Consider the following 13,824-nt stretch of genomic DNA (forward strand, 5'->3'; position numbering starts at 1 on the left):
CCATGTCTGAAATGACCCCACGCGAAATTGTCAGCGAACTGAACAAACACATTATCGGCCAGGATAACGCGAAGCGTTCCGTGGCTATCGCTCTGCGTAACCGCTGGCGCCGTATGCAGCTTGACGAAGAGCTGCGCCACGAAGTCACGCCGAAAAACATTCTGATGATCGGCCCGACCGGCGTCGGTAAAACCGAAATTGCCCGTCGTCTCGCCAAGCTGGCTAACGCACCGTTCATCAAAGTTGAAGCCACCAAGTTCACCGAAGTGGGCTATGTGGGTAAAGAAGTGGACTCCATCATCCGCGATCTGACCGACTCGGCGATCAAAATGGTGCGCGTCCAGGCGATTGAGAAAAACCGCTATCGCGCGGAAGAGATGGCCGAAGAGCGCATTCTCGACGTGCTGATCCCACCGGCAAAAAACAACTGGGGTCAGGCTGAGCAGCAGGCGGAACCGTCTGCCGCACGTCAGGCGTTCCGCAAAAAGCTGCGTGAAGGCCAGCTGGATGATAAAGAGATTGAGATCGATCTCGCTGCCGCGCCAATGGGAGTGGAAATCATGGCGCCTCCGGGAATGGAAGAGATGACCAGCCAGCTGCAGTCCATGTTCCAGAACCTGGGCGGCCAGAAGCAGAAAGCGCGTAAGCTGAAAATCAAAGACGCGATGAAGCTGCTGATTGAAGAAGAAGCGGCGAAGCTGGTGAACCCGGAAGAGCTGAAGCAGGACGCTATCGACGCGGTTGAGCAGCACGGAATTGTGTTTATCGACGAAATCGATAAAATTTGTAAGCGCGGCGGCAACAGCTCCGGCCCGGATGTGTCCCGTGAAGGCGTTCAGCGCGACCTGCTGCCGCTGGTTGAAGGCTGCACCGTCTCTACCAAGCACGGCATGGTGAAAACGGACCACATCCTGTTTATCGCTTCAGGCGCGTTCCAGGTTGCCAGCCCGTCAGATCTGATCCCTGAGCTGCAGGGGCGTCTGCCAATCCGCGTTGAGCTTCAGGCGCTGACCACCGAAGATTTCGAACGTATCCTGACCGAGCCTAACGCCTCTGCCACCGTGCAGTACAAAGCGCTGATGGCAACCGAAGGTGTGAACCTTGAGTTTACCGAAGACGGTATCAAACGTATCGCCCAGGCCGCATGGCAGGTGAACGAAACCACCGAGAACATCGGTGCGCGTCGTCTGCACACCGTGCTGGAACGCCTGGTGGAAGATATCTCTTATGATGCGAGCGACCTGAACGGCCAAACCGTTACCATTGACGCAGAATATGTGAGTAAACATCTGGATGCGTTAGTGGCAGATGAAGATCTGAGCCGTTTTATCCTATAATCGCGGTTACTGGATTCTCATCACGTTTAATGGGGGCTAATGCCCCCATTTTTATTGGCTAAATACTTATGACTGACATCAGCCGTACTCAGGCGTGGCTCGAAAGTCTGCGCCCTAAAACACTTCCTCTGGCCTTTGCCGCGATTATCGTCGGCACGGCGCTTGCCTGGTGGCAGGGTTATTTTGATCCGCTGGTCGCCGCGCTGGCATTGATTACCGCAGGCCTGCTGCAAATCCTCTCCAATCTCGCCAACGACTACGGCGACGCGGTGAAAGGCAGCGACAAGCCTGACCGTATAGGGCCGCTGCGCGGGATGCAGAAAGGGGTAATTACCCAGGCGCAGATGAAACGCGCGCTGATTATCACCGTGGTGCTGATCTGCGTGTCCGGCCTGGCGCTGGTGACGGTTGCGTCTAAGACCACCAGCGATTTTATTGGCTTCCTGGTGTTGGGTTTATTGGCCATTATCGCGGCCATCACTTACACGGTTGGTACGCGCCCCTACGGTTATATTGGACTCGGGGATATTTCCGTACTGGTGTTCTTCGGCTGGCTGAGCGTGATGGGCAGCTGGTACTTACAGGCGCATACGGTCATCCCTGCCCTGTTCCTGCCCGCAACCGCCTGCGGTCTGCTGGCGACAGCGGTGCTCAATATCAACAACCTGCGCGATATCGACAGCGATCGCGAGAACGGCAAAAACACCCTGGCGGTGCGTCTGGGTCCGGTGAATGCGCGCCGCTATCATGCCTGTCTGCTCATTGGCGCGCTGGTCTGCCTGGCGCTGTTTAATCTGATTTCCCTGCAGAGTTTGTGGGGGTGGCTGTTTGTGCTTGCCGCACCGCTGCTGATTAAGCAGGCCCGCTTTGTGATGCGTGAACTCAGCCCGGCAGCCATGCCGCCGATGCTGGAGCGAACGGTAAAAGGCGCCCTGCTGACTAACCTGTTGTTCGTCATCGGGATTGTGTTAAGCCAGACGCTCAGTTAGCTGACAAATATCAATTAACAATTGATGATTTTGCCAACAACGCATTTCGCACGATATACTGAACACATTCGCAGCAACCGAGCGTTAAACCTATGAAATACGATACCTCCGAGCTCTGTGACATCTACCAGGAAGATGTCAACGTCGTTGAACCGCTGTTCTCCAACTTTGGTGGACGGTCGTCATTTGGCGGTCAAATCGTCACGGTGAAATGTTTCGAGGACAACGGGTTGCTGTACGATCTGCTCGAGCAGAACGGTCGCGGCCGCGTTCTTGTGGTCGACGGCGGCGGTTCCGTGCGCCGCGCATTAATTGATGCTGAACTGGCCGGCATTGCCGTTCAGAATGAGTGGGAAGGCCTTGTAGTGTACGGTTCCGTGCGCCAGGTGGACGATCTGGAAGAGCTGGATATCGGGATTCAGGCCATCGCGGCCATACCGGTAGGGGCGGCGGGTGACGGCATCGGCGAAAGCGACGTGCGCGTTAATTTCGGCGGCGTGACTTTCTTCTCCGGGGACCATCTCTACGCCGATAATACCGGCATTATCCTTTCCGAAGATCCGCTGGATATCGAGTAGTAGAACAGTCAGCGTGAACCATAAAAAAACCGCCAACAGCAATGTGGCGGTTTTTTTGTCCCTCGGGATTCGCGGTCCGTTGGGTTATCTTGCAACCTTTAACCAGGATTTTTATCTTACCTTGGTTCATCCCTCTGGTAATCCCCGTCGACCCTTTATAAATTCCTAATTTCCTCTGAAGGCCTTAACTACGCTACTGTTGCTCATTATGATGCATCGTCCCTTTCCGCCATCTCGCACATGGGCATCGGTCCAGGGAAAGGTGTATTCACAACCGTAAAGCAACCTTTAACCGGGCTTGAGTCCACCGACTTATCACCGGTGGTGAACGGTGGAGCGGTTAGCTGCAGGGACCGCATAATGAAACGCTATTTATGTATCGCGTTCATTGTCGCCAGCGTACTCGTGGTAAAGAGTGATGAACCGAGTGGGTTTGTTGCTTATGCTATGACAGCGCAGGACAAGTAGCGTTAAGGCCGCCTCGGGCGGCCTTTTTTATGGTTGAAATCCGCGAGCGATAACCATAAAAAAGCCGGGTGGCGGCTTCGCCTTACCCGGCCTGGTCAGTAATCCTTAAGGGGATCAGACTTCTTCCATACGTCCCAGCAGCGCCTGCAGGCGATCCTGCCAGCCGTTCTGCTGTTCACGCAGCTGGTTGTTTTCGCGCTCCAGTTCTTCGCGGCCGTGCTGAGCGTTCTGAACTTCCTGCGCCAGGCTGTTGTTCTTCTCTTTCAGCTCTTCAATTTCCATCTGCAGCAGGGTGATGGTGTCAATCGCCTGCTGTACTTTCGATTCCAGTTTCTCAAACACTTCTAAAGACATGATGCTACCTCTCCTGAATTGCAAGGCGACGCTTTAACATAAACGCGCACGACATATACCGTCGATTGTATGGAGCGCGGCGCTCTGTGTCCAGCGACACACCGCGCAGATCGCGGTTTGCAACACTTTTAGGTCTGGTCCTGGTGCGTTCGCGTCATATACCCCTAAATTGTTAACTCATTCGTTAATGAAATGATTCAGCTCACATTCCGACGCTGATGCAAAAATGTGCTTTATGGCGCGAAAACGCTCATTTTATTGACACAGACCACACATTTTGATTTCGATATTTCTCGTTTTTGCTCGTTAACGATAAATTAACACTATGTCTACAGGACATCGTGGCTGTCACGGGCGGCCATGCTAACAATAAACATCAATCTCTTCAGGATTCCGATTATGAGTCAGACATCAACCTTAAAAGGCCAGTGCATTGCCGAGTTCCTTGGTACCGGGTTGCTGATATTCTTCGGAGTGGGCTGTGTCGCTGCACTGAAAGTGGCGGGTGCCAGTTTTGGTCAGTGGGAAATCAGTATCATCTGGGGTCTGGGCGTGGCGATGGCCATCTACCTGACTGCAGGGGTTTCCGGTGCACATCTTAACCCGGCGGTGACTATCGCACTGTGGCTGTTTGCGTGCTTCGACGGACGCAAAGTTGTTCCTTTCATTATTTCTCAGTTTGCCGGCGCGTTTTGCGCAGCGGCGTTAGTTTACGGGCTTTATTACAATCTTTTCATCGACTTCGAACAGACGCATCATATGGTGCGCGGCAGCGTCGAAAGTCTGGATCTGGCAGGTATCTTCTCAACCTATCCAAACCCGCATATCAATTTTGTGCAGGCGTTCGCAGTTGAAATGGTGATTACCGCTATTCTGATGGGCGTCATTATGGCGCTGGGCGATGATGGCAACGGCATTCCGCGTGGCCCTCTGGCGCCATTACTGATTGGCCTGCTGATCGCCGTTATCGGTGCGTCCATGGGCCCATTAACAGGGTTTGCGATGAACCCGGCGCGTGACCTGGGTCCAAAAACCTTCGCCTTCTTTGCAGGATGGGGCGACGTGGCCTTCACCGGTGGCAAAGATATTCCTTACTTCCTGGTACCGCTGTTCGGGCCAATCGTAGGGGCGGCACTCGGCGCATTTGGCTATCGCAAATTAATTGGTCGCCACTTACCGTGCGACACCTGTGTGGAAGAGGAGAAGGAAACGACTTCTACCGCACAACAAAAAGCTTCGCTGTAATCTGACTACGGGACACATACCATGACCGAAAAAAAATATATCGTTGCGCTCGACCAGGGCACTACCAGCTCCCGCGCTGTCGTAATGGATCATGACGCGAACATCGTCAGCGTGTCACAGCGCGAATTTGAACAAATTTATCCTCGTCCAGGCTGGGTAGAACACGACCCGATGGAGATCTGGGCGTCACAAAGCTCCACGCTGGTCGAAGTGCTGGCGAAGGCAGATATCAGTTCCGACGAGATTGCCGCCATTGGTATTACCAACCAGCGTGAGACCACCGTCGTCTGGGAGCGCGAAACCGGTAAGCCTATTTACAACGCCATCGTCTGGCAGTGCCGCCGTACCTCAGAAATTTGCGAAAAACTGAAGCGCGAGGGCATGGAAGATTACATCCGTAGCGCAACAGGCCTGGTGATTGACCCGTATTTCTCCGGCACCAAAGTGAAGTGGATCCTCGACCACGTGGAAGGTTCACGTGAGCGTGCTAAGCGCGGCGAGCTGCTGTTCGGCACCGTTGACACCTGGCTTATCTGGAAGATGACTCAGGGACGCGTCCACGTCACCGACTACACCAACGCCTCGCGTACTATGCTGTTCAACATCAACACCCTGGAGTGGGATGACAAGATGCTGGACGCGCTGGATATCCCGCGCGCGATGCTGCCTGAAGTGCGCAAGTCTTCTGAAGTATACGGCCAGACCAACATCGGGGGTAAAGGCGGTACGCGTATTCCTATCGCCGGTATCGCCGGTGACCAGCAGGCGGCGCTGTTCGGCCAGCTTTGCGTTAAAGAAGGGATGGCGAAGAATACCTACGGCACCGGCTGCTTTATGCTGATGAACACCGGCGAGAAAGCGGTGAAATCAGAAAACGGCCTGCTGACCACCATCGCCTGCGGCCCGCGCGGCGAAGTGAACTATGCCCTGGAAGGTGCGGTGTTCATGGCCGGTGCGTCTATCCAGTGGCTGCGTGATGAGATGAAGCTGATCAGCGATGCGTTCGACTCCGAATACTTCGCGACCAAAGTGAAAGACACCAACGGCGTGTACGTGGTGCCTGCGTTCACCGGTCTGGGCGCACCGTACTGGGATCCGTATGCACGCGGCGCAATTTTCGGCCTGACGCGTGGTGTGAACGCTAACCACATTATTCGCGCCACTCTGGAATCTATCGCCTATCAGACGCGCGACGTGCTGGAAGCGATGCAGGCTGACTCCGGCATTCGTCTGCATGCCCTGCGCGTGGACGGCGGTGCGGTTGCGAACAACTTCCTGATGCAGTTCCAGTCCGACATTCTGGGCACCCGCGTGGAGCGCCCGGAAGTGCGTGAAGTGACGGCGCTGGGCGCGGCGTACCTTGCCGGTCTGGCGGTAGGCTTCTGGCAGAACCTGGACGAGCTGCAGGAAAAAGCGGTGATCGAACGCGAATTCCGCCCTGGCATCGAAACCACCGAGCGTAACTTCCGCTACAGCGGCTGGAAAAAAGCGGTGAAACGCGCTCTGGCGTGGGAAGAGCACGACGAGTAATCCCCCTCACCCCGACCCTCTCCCCAAAGGGGAGAGGGTGTTTTAAGTCCCCTCGCCCCTTTGGGGAGAGGGTTAGGGTGAGGGGAGTACAGGCCGCACCTTACCCACTCTGTGATAAACTTCGTGCAATTCCTTTTGATTGCACGAGTACCTCATGAAACGTGAACTTGCTATCGAGTTTTCCCGCGTCACCGAAGCAGCTGCCCTCGCAGGCTATAAATGGCTGGGTCGTGGTGACAAAAATACCGCAGACGGCGCCGCCGTCCATGCCATGCGCATTGTGCTTAACCAGGTCAACATCGACGGCACTATCGTGATCGGTGAAGGCGAAATCGACGAAGCGCCGATGCTCTATATCGGTGAAAAAGTCGGTACCGGCAACGGCGATGCCGTGGATATTGCCGTCGACCCGATCGAAGGCACCCGCATGACGGCAATGGGTCAGGCCAATGCCCTGGCTGTGCTGGCGGTAGGCGATAAAGGCTGCTTCCTCAACGCGCCGGATATGTATATGGAAAAGCTGATTGTCGGACCTGGCGCGAAGGGCGCAATCGACCTCAGCCTGCCGCTGGAAGAGAACCTGCGCAACGTCGCAAAAGCCCTGGGCAAACCCCTTAGCGAACTTACCGTGACTATTCTGGCCAAACCGCGCCACGACGCCACCATCGCGCAGATGCAAAAGCTCGGCGTGCGGGTGTTTGCCATTCCTGATGGTGACGTTGCTGCCTCTATTCTGACCTGCATGCCGGACAGCGAAGTGGACGTGCTGTACGGCATCGGCGGTGCGCCGGAAGGTGTGGTATCAGCAGCCGTGATCCGCGCGCTGGATGGCGATATGCAGGCCCGTCTGCTGCCCCGCCATGAGGTGAAAGGCGACAGCGAAGAGAACCGCCGCATCGGGGAAAATGAGCTGGCACGCTGCGAAGCGATGGGTATCGAGGCCAATAAAGTTCTCGCGCTGGACGAGATGGCCCGTAGCGATAACGTCGTCTTCTCGGCAACCGGCATCACTAAAGGCGATCTGCTGGACGGTATTAGCCGTAAGGGCAATATGGCCACCACTGAAACGCTGCTGATCCGCGGTAAATCGCGCACTATTCGCCGCATCCAGTCTATTCACTATCTCGACCGTAAAGACCCGGACGTGCAGACGCACATTCTGTAAAGCCGTTTGATCGATAGAGCTTTCCGGCCCTGACGGGCTGGAAATTGTCACCATAAGTACGGAAGATAGAACAGAGAAACAGCACAGGAGAAGATCATGGCGGACTGGGTAACAGGTAAAGTCACAAAGATACAGTTCTGGACCGATGCGCTATTTAGTCTCACCGTACATGCTCCCGTCCACCCGTTTAAAGCCGGGCAATTTGCGAAGCTGGGGCTGGATGTCGACGGCGAGCGCGTGCAGCGCGCCTACTCTTACGTTAACGCACCTGATAACCCGGACCTCGAGTTCTATCTTGTCACCGTTCCGGACGGCAAACTCAGCCCGCGCCTTGCCGCGCTTAAACCCGGCGACGAGGTGCAAATTGTGAGTGAAGCGGCAGGCTTCTTTGTGCTCGAAGAGATCCCAGATTGTGACACGCTCTGGATGCTGGCAACCGGTACGGCCATCGGCCCTTATCTCTCTATTTTGCAGTACGGAAAAGATCTTGAGCGTTTTAAAAACATCGTGCTGGTTCACGCTGCGCGCTACGCCGCAGACCTGAGCTACCTGCCGCAGATGCAGGCGCTGGCACAGCAGTACGGCAGAAAGTTAAAGATTCAGACGGTGGTCAGCCGTGAAACCGTAGCAGGCACGCTTACCGGTCGCGTGCCGGCGCTTATTGAGAGCGGCGCCCTGGAAGAGGCTGTTGGATTGCCGTTAAACGCTGAAACCAGCCACGTCATGCTGTGTGGTAACCCTCAGATGGTGCGGGACACGCAGCAGCTTCTGAAGGATACCCGGCAGATGACGAAACATCTTCGCCGCCGGCCGGGCCATATGACCGCCGAACACTACTGGTGATCAGCGGTACTTCACCTCAACGGTATCTTTACCGTATTTGTTTTCGCTCTGGGTGCCGATAAACGCGCCCAGATCGACAATCATCATCACGAAGATGACCGACGGCAGGAGCCTGCCCACGACCCACGGCAGAATGGACGGAAGCATCGCCCAGTTTCCTGCCACCAGCATCCACGCCAGAATAATCAGAAATGCCCACGCGCCGGAACGACCGCGATCGTGCAGACGTTTCACCACGACGGCGGCCGTTGGCCATAGCAGGCAGACCAGCGCGAAGGCCGCCGTTTGCGTGCTCAGCCAGGCATTGTAAGCAACGAAAAACAGAAGCAGCATGGCGACAACCCACGTCACCATCCAGATCCAGAAATCACGGCGTCCAATACGCCCTTTGAATGAAAACAGCCACTGCTGTATGGTCATGTAAGGTTCCTTATTATCGTATAGCGCGCATTTTACCCTGGAGTTGTGACCTTTTGACAAGCCGACCAGATATCGTTTTAATCATGAGCACTTACGGCCAGGGGCAATGTTGATGAAAAGTTCGGCACGTTCTCTTTACCTGTGTTTAGCGCTACTCGGCGCGGGTATTCCCCTGCACGCCGCCGAAACCACTGCCCCGGCCACCGCGCCGTATCTGCTGGCGGGCGCGCCGTCGTTCGATCAGTCCATCAGCCAGTTTCGTGAAACCTTTAATCAGGTCAATCCAACGCTGCCGCTGGATGAATTTCGCGCCATTGATGGCTCCCGCGATACCCCTACCCTGACCCGTGCGGCAAGCAAGATTAACGAGAATTTGTATGCTTCCACGGCGCTGGAGCGCGGTACGTTAAAAATCAAAAGCATGCAAATCACCTGGCTGCCGATACAGGGGCCTGAGCAGAAAGCCGCTAAGGCGAAGGCGATGGAGTACATGAGCGCAGTATTGCAGGCTTTTACCCCTGCGCTAACGAAAAAACAAAGCCAGCAAAAGCTGCAAAAACTCCTGACCGCCGGTAAAAATAAGCGTTACTACGCCGATACCGAAGGCGCGATCCGCTATGTTGTGGCAGACAACGGCGAAAAAGGACTGACCTTCGCAGTTGAACCGATTAAGCTGGCACTATCTGACACCCTTGGCGGGGCGAATTAATGACAAAAAGCAAAGCCTTTCGAGGGAAAATCTCTATACTGATTCACAGACCATGCTGCCCGTCAGGGTGGCCATATTCCTTAATTCGCTTATTTAGCGTGGAGAATTGAAATGCGACATCCTTTAGTGATGGGTAACTGGAAACTGAACGGCAGCCGCCACATGGTAAACGAACTGGTTGCGAACCTGCGTAAAGAGCTGGCTGGCGTGACCGGCTGCGCGGTTGCTATCGCTCCGCCGGATATGTACCTGGATCTGGCTAAACGCGCCGCTGACGGCAGCCACATCATTCTGGGCGCGCAGAACGTTGACGTTAACCTGTCTGGCGCGTTCACCGGTGAAACCTCCGCTGAAATGCTGAAAGATATCGGCGCGAAATACATCATCATCGGCCACTCCGAGCGTCGCACCTACCACAAAGAATCCGACGAGTTCATCGCGAAGAAATTCGCCGTGCTGAAAGAGCAGGGTCTGATCCCGGTTCTGTGCATCGGTGAAACCGAAGCAGAAAACGAAGCAGGCAAAACCGAAGAAGTGTGCGCACGTCAGATCGACGCGGTGCTGAAAACCCAGGGCGCGGCAGCGTTCGAAGGCGCGGTTATCGCATACGAGCCAGTTTGGGCGATCGGTACCGGCAAATCTGCAACCCCTGCACAGGCGCAGGCGGTTCACAAATTCATCCGCGATCACATTGCTAAAGCAGACGCGAAAGTGGCTGAGCAGGTCATCATCCAGTACGGCGGTTCCGTTAATGCATCCAACGCTGCTGAGCTGTTCACCCAGCCAGACATCGATGGCGCGCTGGTTGGCGGTGCATCCCTGAAAGCTGACGCTTTCGCGGTGATCGTGAAAGCAGCAGAAGCGGCTAAACAGGCGTAATGCTGTTGTGGCGGGTGGCGCTTGCGCTTACCCGCCCGACAAGATCGCTACAAACGACCTAAGACGCTAAACCACAAATAATCCAGCGGCAGCAGCACCAGATACGTGGCAATCGCCAGCGCCAGACAGAGCAGCATCCCCGCCTTTGCAGGCACCTTCCCTAAGCCCATCGCCACGACAATCGGTGACGCCTGATACGGCAGCAGCGGCGTGGAATAGCCCAGCACCTGAATCATGATCACCGACAGCAGCGGGAAGCCGGTCGCATCCGAAAAGCTCTGTGCCAGGGTAGTGTACAGCGCCGGAACGCCGTTGGCGGTCATAATGAAGTTGAGCGCTGTGGTAATACCGGTCAGCGCCAGGAAACTGGTGAACGGTTTATCTGCATCCAGCGGCATAATGCGGAGCAACGCCTCTCCCACCGCCGTTCCGATACCGGTTTGCGTCACGACAGTCGCCAGCCCAAGAATACCTGCAACATAGATACAGGTACGCATATTCACCCCCGCAGAAAACTCCTCTCCGGTGATAAAGCCAACGCGCGGCAGCATAACGATGACCGATGCCGCCAGCCCCGTCCACGCGGGCCCAATGCCGTGCCAGCTTTCCGTCACCCACATCCCCAGCACCACCGCCAGCAGCCAGGCAAGACGCTTTTCATCGCGCCCCATGGGTTCAGACGGTGCTAGTTCCTTCGGTGGCTTTGGGCTGCCGGGAAAAAGCCAGCAGATCAGGCCGATCAGGATCAGGCCTTTGAGAATGCCCAGCACCGGCGTGTGCAGCAGCAGATACGGGACATAGTTCAGATGGATGCCGTACGAGCCTTCCGCCGCACCGCTCATGACCAGGTTAGGAACGTTAGCAGGCAGAATCGTCGCCGAGAGCTGGAAAGTCCCGAACCCAACCGCCAGCGCCAGACCAAACCAGGCGCGGGAGCCGTCAGGGATACCAGCACGTTTAGCCATCGCGGCGACAATCGGCATCAGCAGCGCAATACGTCCCATATTCGACGGCATCACAAACGCCAGCGCGTAGCTCAGCAGCACCACGCTCGCCACCATCAATACCCAGGAGTCGGTGAGCTTTGCAGACAACGCCCGGGCGGCCCTGTCCGCCAGTCCGGTTTTACGTATCGCCACGCCGAGCACAAAGCCGCTGAAGACCAGCCAGAAAGCCGACGAGGCAAAACCGCCGAAGACCGTCTCCGGCGGGGCAATTTTCGCGGTCATCGCCGCCGTGAAGAACAGCAGCGCGGTGATAAACTCCGGCAAAAGCGACGTCGCCCAGAGCACGATGGTGACGCCAACGATCAGCGAGGGCAGCAGCAGAGGATACGTTAACCAGAGCGACATACCTGTCTCCTGTAGAATTTTTCAGCAAGTCTACGGCGACAGGCAGGACGAGTAAACGCTATTTATAGTGGGGTCACTTCAGGATATCGCATTGATGATCCTGCAATTCCTCAGCCGATGCGCGGTTCAGCATCAGCAGGTTGCGCTCGGTCGCCAGCAACACAAACGAGCCGTCCGACTGCTGCGCCATTGCCAGCGCGAAGCGCCCCATATGGTCGCGCGCTTCCGGCAGCTCTTCTGCCAGCATCATAAACGGGCTGCGCTGGACCAGCTCATTCTCCGTCACTCGACGGGCAAGATATTCATGCCCTTCCAGCCCGCCCGGGAACGGTAGCCACTGGGTGGTGATTTCTCCCTGAGCCGCATTGAGCTTCTCACGCACGTCCGGGCGCAGGCAGGAGATATGAATATGAAAATGATTTTGCGTACGGCCCGTCGGGGAGTTGATCGTCAGCGAAATAGCGCTGTCAGGGACCTCGGAGCCACGCTTCAACGTCATAAAGCTTCGCGACTGCCAGGCCAGCCAGAAAAAATTCGGCGTATGTGATTCGGTCAAAAGCGGGCTTTCGGTGCCGTTGATGCGGTAGGTTGGCATCAGCAGATACTGCAGCGGCCCGTTGCGGTCTTTAAACACCACGTAGCCTGCATCCGTTTTCACCTGCGCACACGGCGCCGGGTTACGGTTCTGGATTTGATTCGGCACACACTGGTCGAGAACGATATGTCGCAACGCATTCGGATTACCCGCCTTCATCCAGTACGCGCCGCCAGCGGCAAGGGCGATGACAATCAGGATCAATACGATAATTTTTTTCACAACGCGTTCCCTGTTTTCAATAGAGGCAAAAGAGTAACGCAAAATGATGACCAAATAAAAAACCCGGCGGATTTCTCACGCCGGGTTACCGTGTCATTGGCTAATGGTTAGCGCTGGCTAATCTGGTCGAAAGTGCCGCCGTTAGAGAAGTGCTCTTTCTGCGCTTTCGTCCAGCCGCCGAACTCGTCATCAATGGTGAAGAGCTTCAGTTTAGGGAAGACGCTTTCGTATTTCTTCGCAACCGCCGGATCGCGTGGACGATAGAAGTTTTTCGCCGCAATTTCCTGACCTTCTGGCGAGTAGAGATACTTCAGGTACGCTTCAGCTACCGCTTTGGTGTCTTTCTTCTCAACCACTTTATCAACTACAGAGACGGTCGGCTCAGCCAGAATCGATTCGCTTGGGGTCACGATCTCAAACTTGTCTTTACCCAGCTCGTTGGTGGCCAGCAGGGCTTCGTTTTCCCATGCGATCAGCACGTCGCCAATCCCGCGCTCGACGAAGGTGTTGGTGGCGCCACGCGCGCCGGAGTCCAGCACCTCAACGTTTTTATACAGCGCTTTCACGAATTCCTGCGCTTTGGCCTGGTCGCCATTGTTGTGATGCAGCGCGTAGCCCCACGCGCCCAGGTAGTTCCAGCGAGCGCCACCCGAGCTTTTCGGGTTTGGTGTGATGACTGACACGCCTGGTTTAACCAGGTCATTCCAGTCATGGATCTGTTTCGGGTTGCCTTTACGCACCAGGAAAACGATGGTCGAGGTGTATGGCGCGGAGTTATCCGGCAGGCGTTTGATCCAGTTTTTGTCGATACGGCCACGCTCGGCGATAGCATCAACATCGTAGGCCAGCGCCAGGGTTACCACGTCGGCTTCAATGCCGTTGATGACGGAGGTTGCCTGCTTGCCAGAACCACCGTGAGACTGGCGAACCACCACATTGTCGCCGGTTTCCTGCTTCCAGTGTGCCGCAAACGCTTTGTTGTATTGCTCGTACAGTTCACGCGTCGGGTCGTATGACACGTTCAGTAACTGGATGTCCTTAGCCAGAACGCTGGTCGATGCCAGCAATAATGTAAAACCCACGCCCCATTTATTCATCGCCCAGCTCTCTTATGTAGTGTTTTGATGAATGCAGCGTG

General features: G+C 55.7%; 14 protein-coding genes. 9 read left to right on the top strand and 5 right to left on the bottom strand.

Going from position 1 to position 13,824, the window contains the following annotated elements; genetic code table 11:
* The first annotated feature begins 2 nt into the window (after positions 1 to 2).
* From hslU to rraA, 3 genes are all read left to right on the top strand, one after another.
* Complete coding sequence (gene hslU / locus M2433_RS22520) at positions 3 to 1,337, top strand: HslU--HslV peptidase ATPase subunit (protein WP_023309685.1); 1,335 nt, start codon at positions 3 to 5, stop codon at positions 1,335 to 1,337.
* A gap of 68 nt (positions 1,338 to 1,405) precedes the next feature.
* Complete coding sequence (gene menA / locus M2433_RS22525; protein ID WP_032639965.1) at positions 1,406 to 2,326, top strand: 1,4-dihydroxy-2-naphthoate polyprenyltransferase; 921 nt, start codon at positions 1,406 to 1,408, stop codon at positions 2,324 to 2,326.
* Between the two features lie 92 nt (positions 2,327 to 2,418).
* Positions 2,419 to 2,904: a ribonuclease E activity regulator RraA gene (rraA, locus tag M2433_RS22530; protein WP_025758826.1), complete on the top strand. Its 486-nt coding sequence runs from the start codon at positions 2,419 to 2,421 to the stop codon at positions 2,902 to 2,904.
* Between the two features lie 582 nt (positions 2,905 to 3,486).
* On the opposite strand, the gene zapB is transcribed toward rraA, so the two are convergent.
* Positions 3,487 to 3,726 (bottom strand): septal ring assembly protein ZapB, encoded by a 240-nt coding sequence (gene zapB, locus M2433_RS22535; RefSeq protein WP_010436935.1) that lies wholly within the window; start codon positions 3,724 to 3,726, stop codon positions 3,487 to 3,489.
* Positions 3,727 to 4,125: 399 nt separating this feature from the next.
* Between zapB and M2433_RS22540 the strand changes: the two genes are divergently transcribed.
* The 4 genes from M2433_RS22540 (at position 4,126) to fpr (ending at position 8,509) form a co-directional block, all read left to right on the top strand.
* A complete protein-coding gene (locus tag M2433_RS22540) occupies positions 4,126 to 4,971 on the top strand; it encodes an MIP/aquaporin family protein (RefSeq protein ID WP_010436934.1) in 846 nt (281 codons plus the stop codon).
* A gap of 21 nt (positions 4,972 to 4,992) precedes the next feature.
* Positions 4,993 to 6,501: a glycerol kinase GlpK gene (glpK, locus tag M2433_RS22545; RefSeq protein ID WP_059311795.1), complete on the top strand. Its 1,509-nt coding sequence runs from the start codon at positions 4,993 to 4,995 to the stop codon at positions 6,499 to 6,501.
* 154 nt (positions 6,502 to 6,655) lie between these two features.
* The gene (gene glpX / locus M2433_RS22550; RefSeq protein ID WP_429057779.1) at positions 6,656 to 7,666 is read left to right on the top strand and encodes a class II fructose-bisphosphatase; all 1,011 of its coding nucleotides are present in this window, start codon (positions 6,656 to 6,658) and stop codon (positions 7,664 to 7,666) included.
* A 96-nt stretch (positions 7,667 to 7,762) separates the two neighbouring features.
* Positions 7,763 to 8,509, top strand: coding sequence for a ferredoxin--NADP(+) reductase (fpr, locus tag M2433_RS22555; protein WP_429057781.1), 747 nt, complete (start codon positions 7,763 to 7,765; stop codon positions 8,507 to 8,509).
* Here fpr and M2433_RS22560 read toward each other — a convergent pair whose 3' ends face one another.
* The gene (locus tag M2433_RS22560; protein ID WP_023293600.1) at positions 8,510 to 8,929 is read right to left on the bottom strand and encodes a DUF805 domain-containing protein; all 420 of its coding nucleotides are present in this window, start codon (positions 8,927 to 8,929) and stop codon (positions 8,510 to 8,512) included.
* A 112-nt stretch (positions 8,930 to 9,041) separates the two neighbouring features.
* Between M2433_RS22560 and M2433_RS22565 the strand changes: the two genes are divergently transcribed.
* Positions 9,042 to 9,638 carry a DUF1454 family protein gene (locus tag M2433_RS22565; RefSeq protein ID WP_429057783.1) on the top strand — a complete coding sequence of 199 codons (597 nt, stop codon included), beginning with the start codon at positions 9,042 to 9,044 and terminating at the stop codon, positions 9,636 to 9,638.
* A 111-nt stretch (positions 9,639 to 9,749) separates the two neighbouring features.
* Positions 9,750 to 10,517, top strand: a complete 768-nt coding sequence (gene tpiA / locus M2433_RS22570; protein ID WP_003862019.1) for a triose-phosphate isomerase — start codon at positions 9,750 to 9,752, stop codon at positions 10,515 to 10,517.
* Between the two features lie 47 nt (positions 10,518 to 10,564).
* On the opposite strand, the gene M2433_RS22575 is transcribed toward tpiA, so the two are convergent.
* The 3 genes from M2433_RS22575 to M2433_RS22585 form a co-directional block, all read right to left on the bottom strand.
* Positions 10,565 to 11,869 (bottom strand): SLC13 family permease, encoded by a 1,305-nt coding sequence (locus tag M2433_RS22575; protein WP_429057784.1) that lies wholly within the window; start codon positions 11,867 to 11,869, stop codon positions 10,565 to 10,567.
* Positions 11,870 to 11,942: 73 nt separating this feature from the next.
* Positions 11,943 to 12,686, bottom strand: coding sequence for a CDP-diacylglycerol diphosphatase (locus tag M2433_RS22580; protein WP_059311799.1), 744 nt, complete (start codon positions 12,684 to 12,686; stop codon positions 11,943 to 11,945).
* A gap of 107 nt (positions 12,687 to 12,793) precedes the next feature.
* On the bottom strand, positions 12,794 to 13,783 hold the full coding sequence (locus M2433_RS22585) for a sulfate ABC transporter substrate-binding protein (protein WP_134347561.1): 990 nt from the start codon (positions 13,781 to 13,783) through the stop codon (positions 12,794 to 12,796).
* Between the last annotated feature and the right edge of the window lie 41 nt (positions 13,784 to 13,824).

This window comes from Enterobacter sp. AC1 (genome assembly GCF_050434705.1).
GTDB lineage: Bacteria > Pseudomonadota > Gammaproteobacteria > Enterobacterales > Enterobacteriaceae > Enterobacter > Enterobacter cloacae_L.

Coding starts and splice junctions, on each gene's coding strand:
- zapB (WP_010436935.1), bottom strand. CDS start 3,726: ATGTCTTTAGAAGTGTTTGAGAAACTGGAATCGAAAGTACAGCAGGCG.
- glpX (WP_429057779.1), top strand. CDS start 6,656: ATGAAACGTGAACTTGCTATCGAGTTTTCCCGCGTCACCGAAGCAGCT.
- M2433_RS22565 (WP_429057783.1), top strand. CDS start 9,042: ATGAAAAGTTCGGCACGTTCTCTTTACCTGTGTTTAGCGCTACTCGGC.
- M2433_RS22540 (WP_010436934.1), top strand. CDS start 4,126: ATGAGTCAGACATCAACCTTAAAAGGCCAGTGCATTGCCGAGTTCCTT.
- M2433_RS22560 (WP_023293600.1), bottom strand. CDS start 8,929: ATGACCATACAGCAGTGGCTGTTTTCATTCAAAGGGCGTATTGGACGC.
- M2433_RS22575 (WP_429057784.1), bottom strand. CDS start 11,869: ATGTCGCTCTGGTTAACGTATCCTCTGCTGCTGCCCTCGCTGATCGTT.
- glpK (WP_059311795.1), top strand. CDS start 4,993: ATGACCGAAAAAAAATATATCGTTGCGCTCGACCAGGGCACTACCAGC.
- fpr (WP_429057781.1), top strand. CDS start 7,763: ATGGCGGACTGGGTAACAGGTAAAGTCACAAAGATACAGTTCTGGACC.
- rraA (WP_025758826.1), top strand. CDS start 2,419: ATGAAATACGATACCTCCGAGCTCTGTGACATCTACCAGGAAGATGTC.
- M2433_RS22585 (WP_134347561.1), bottom strand. CDS start 13,783: ATGAATAAATGGGGCGTGGGTTTTACATTATTGCTGGCATCGACCAGC.
- menA (WP_032639965.1), top strand. CDS start 1,406: ATGACTGACATCAGCCGTACTCAGGCGTGGCTCGAAAGTCTGCGCCCT.
- hslU (WP_023309685.1), top strand. CDS start 3: ATGTCTGAAATGACCCCACGCGAAATTGTCAGCGAACTGAACAAACAC.
- tpiA (WP_003862019.1), top strand. CDS start 9,750: ATGCGACATCCTTTAGTGATGGGTAACTGGAAACTGAACGGCAGCCGC.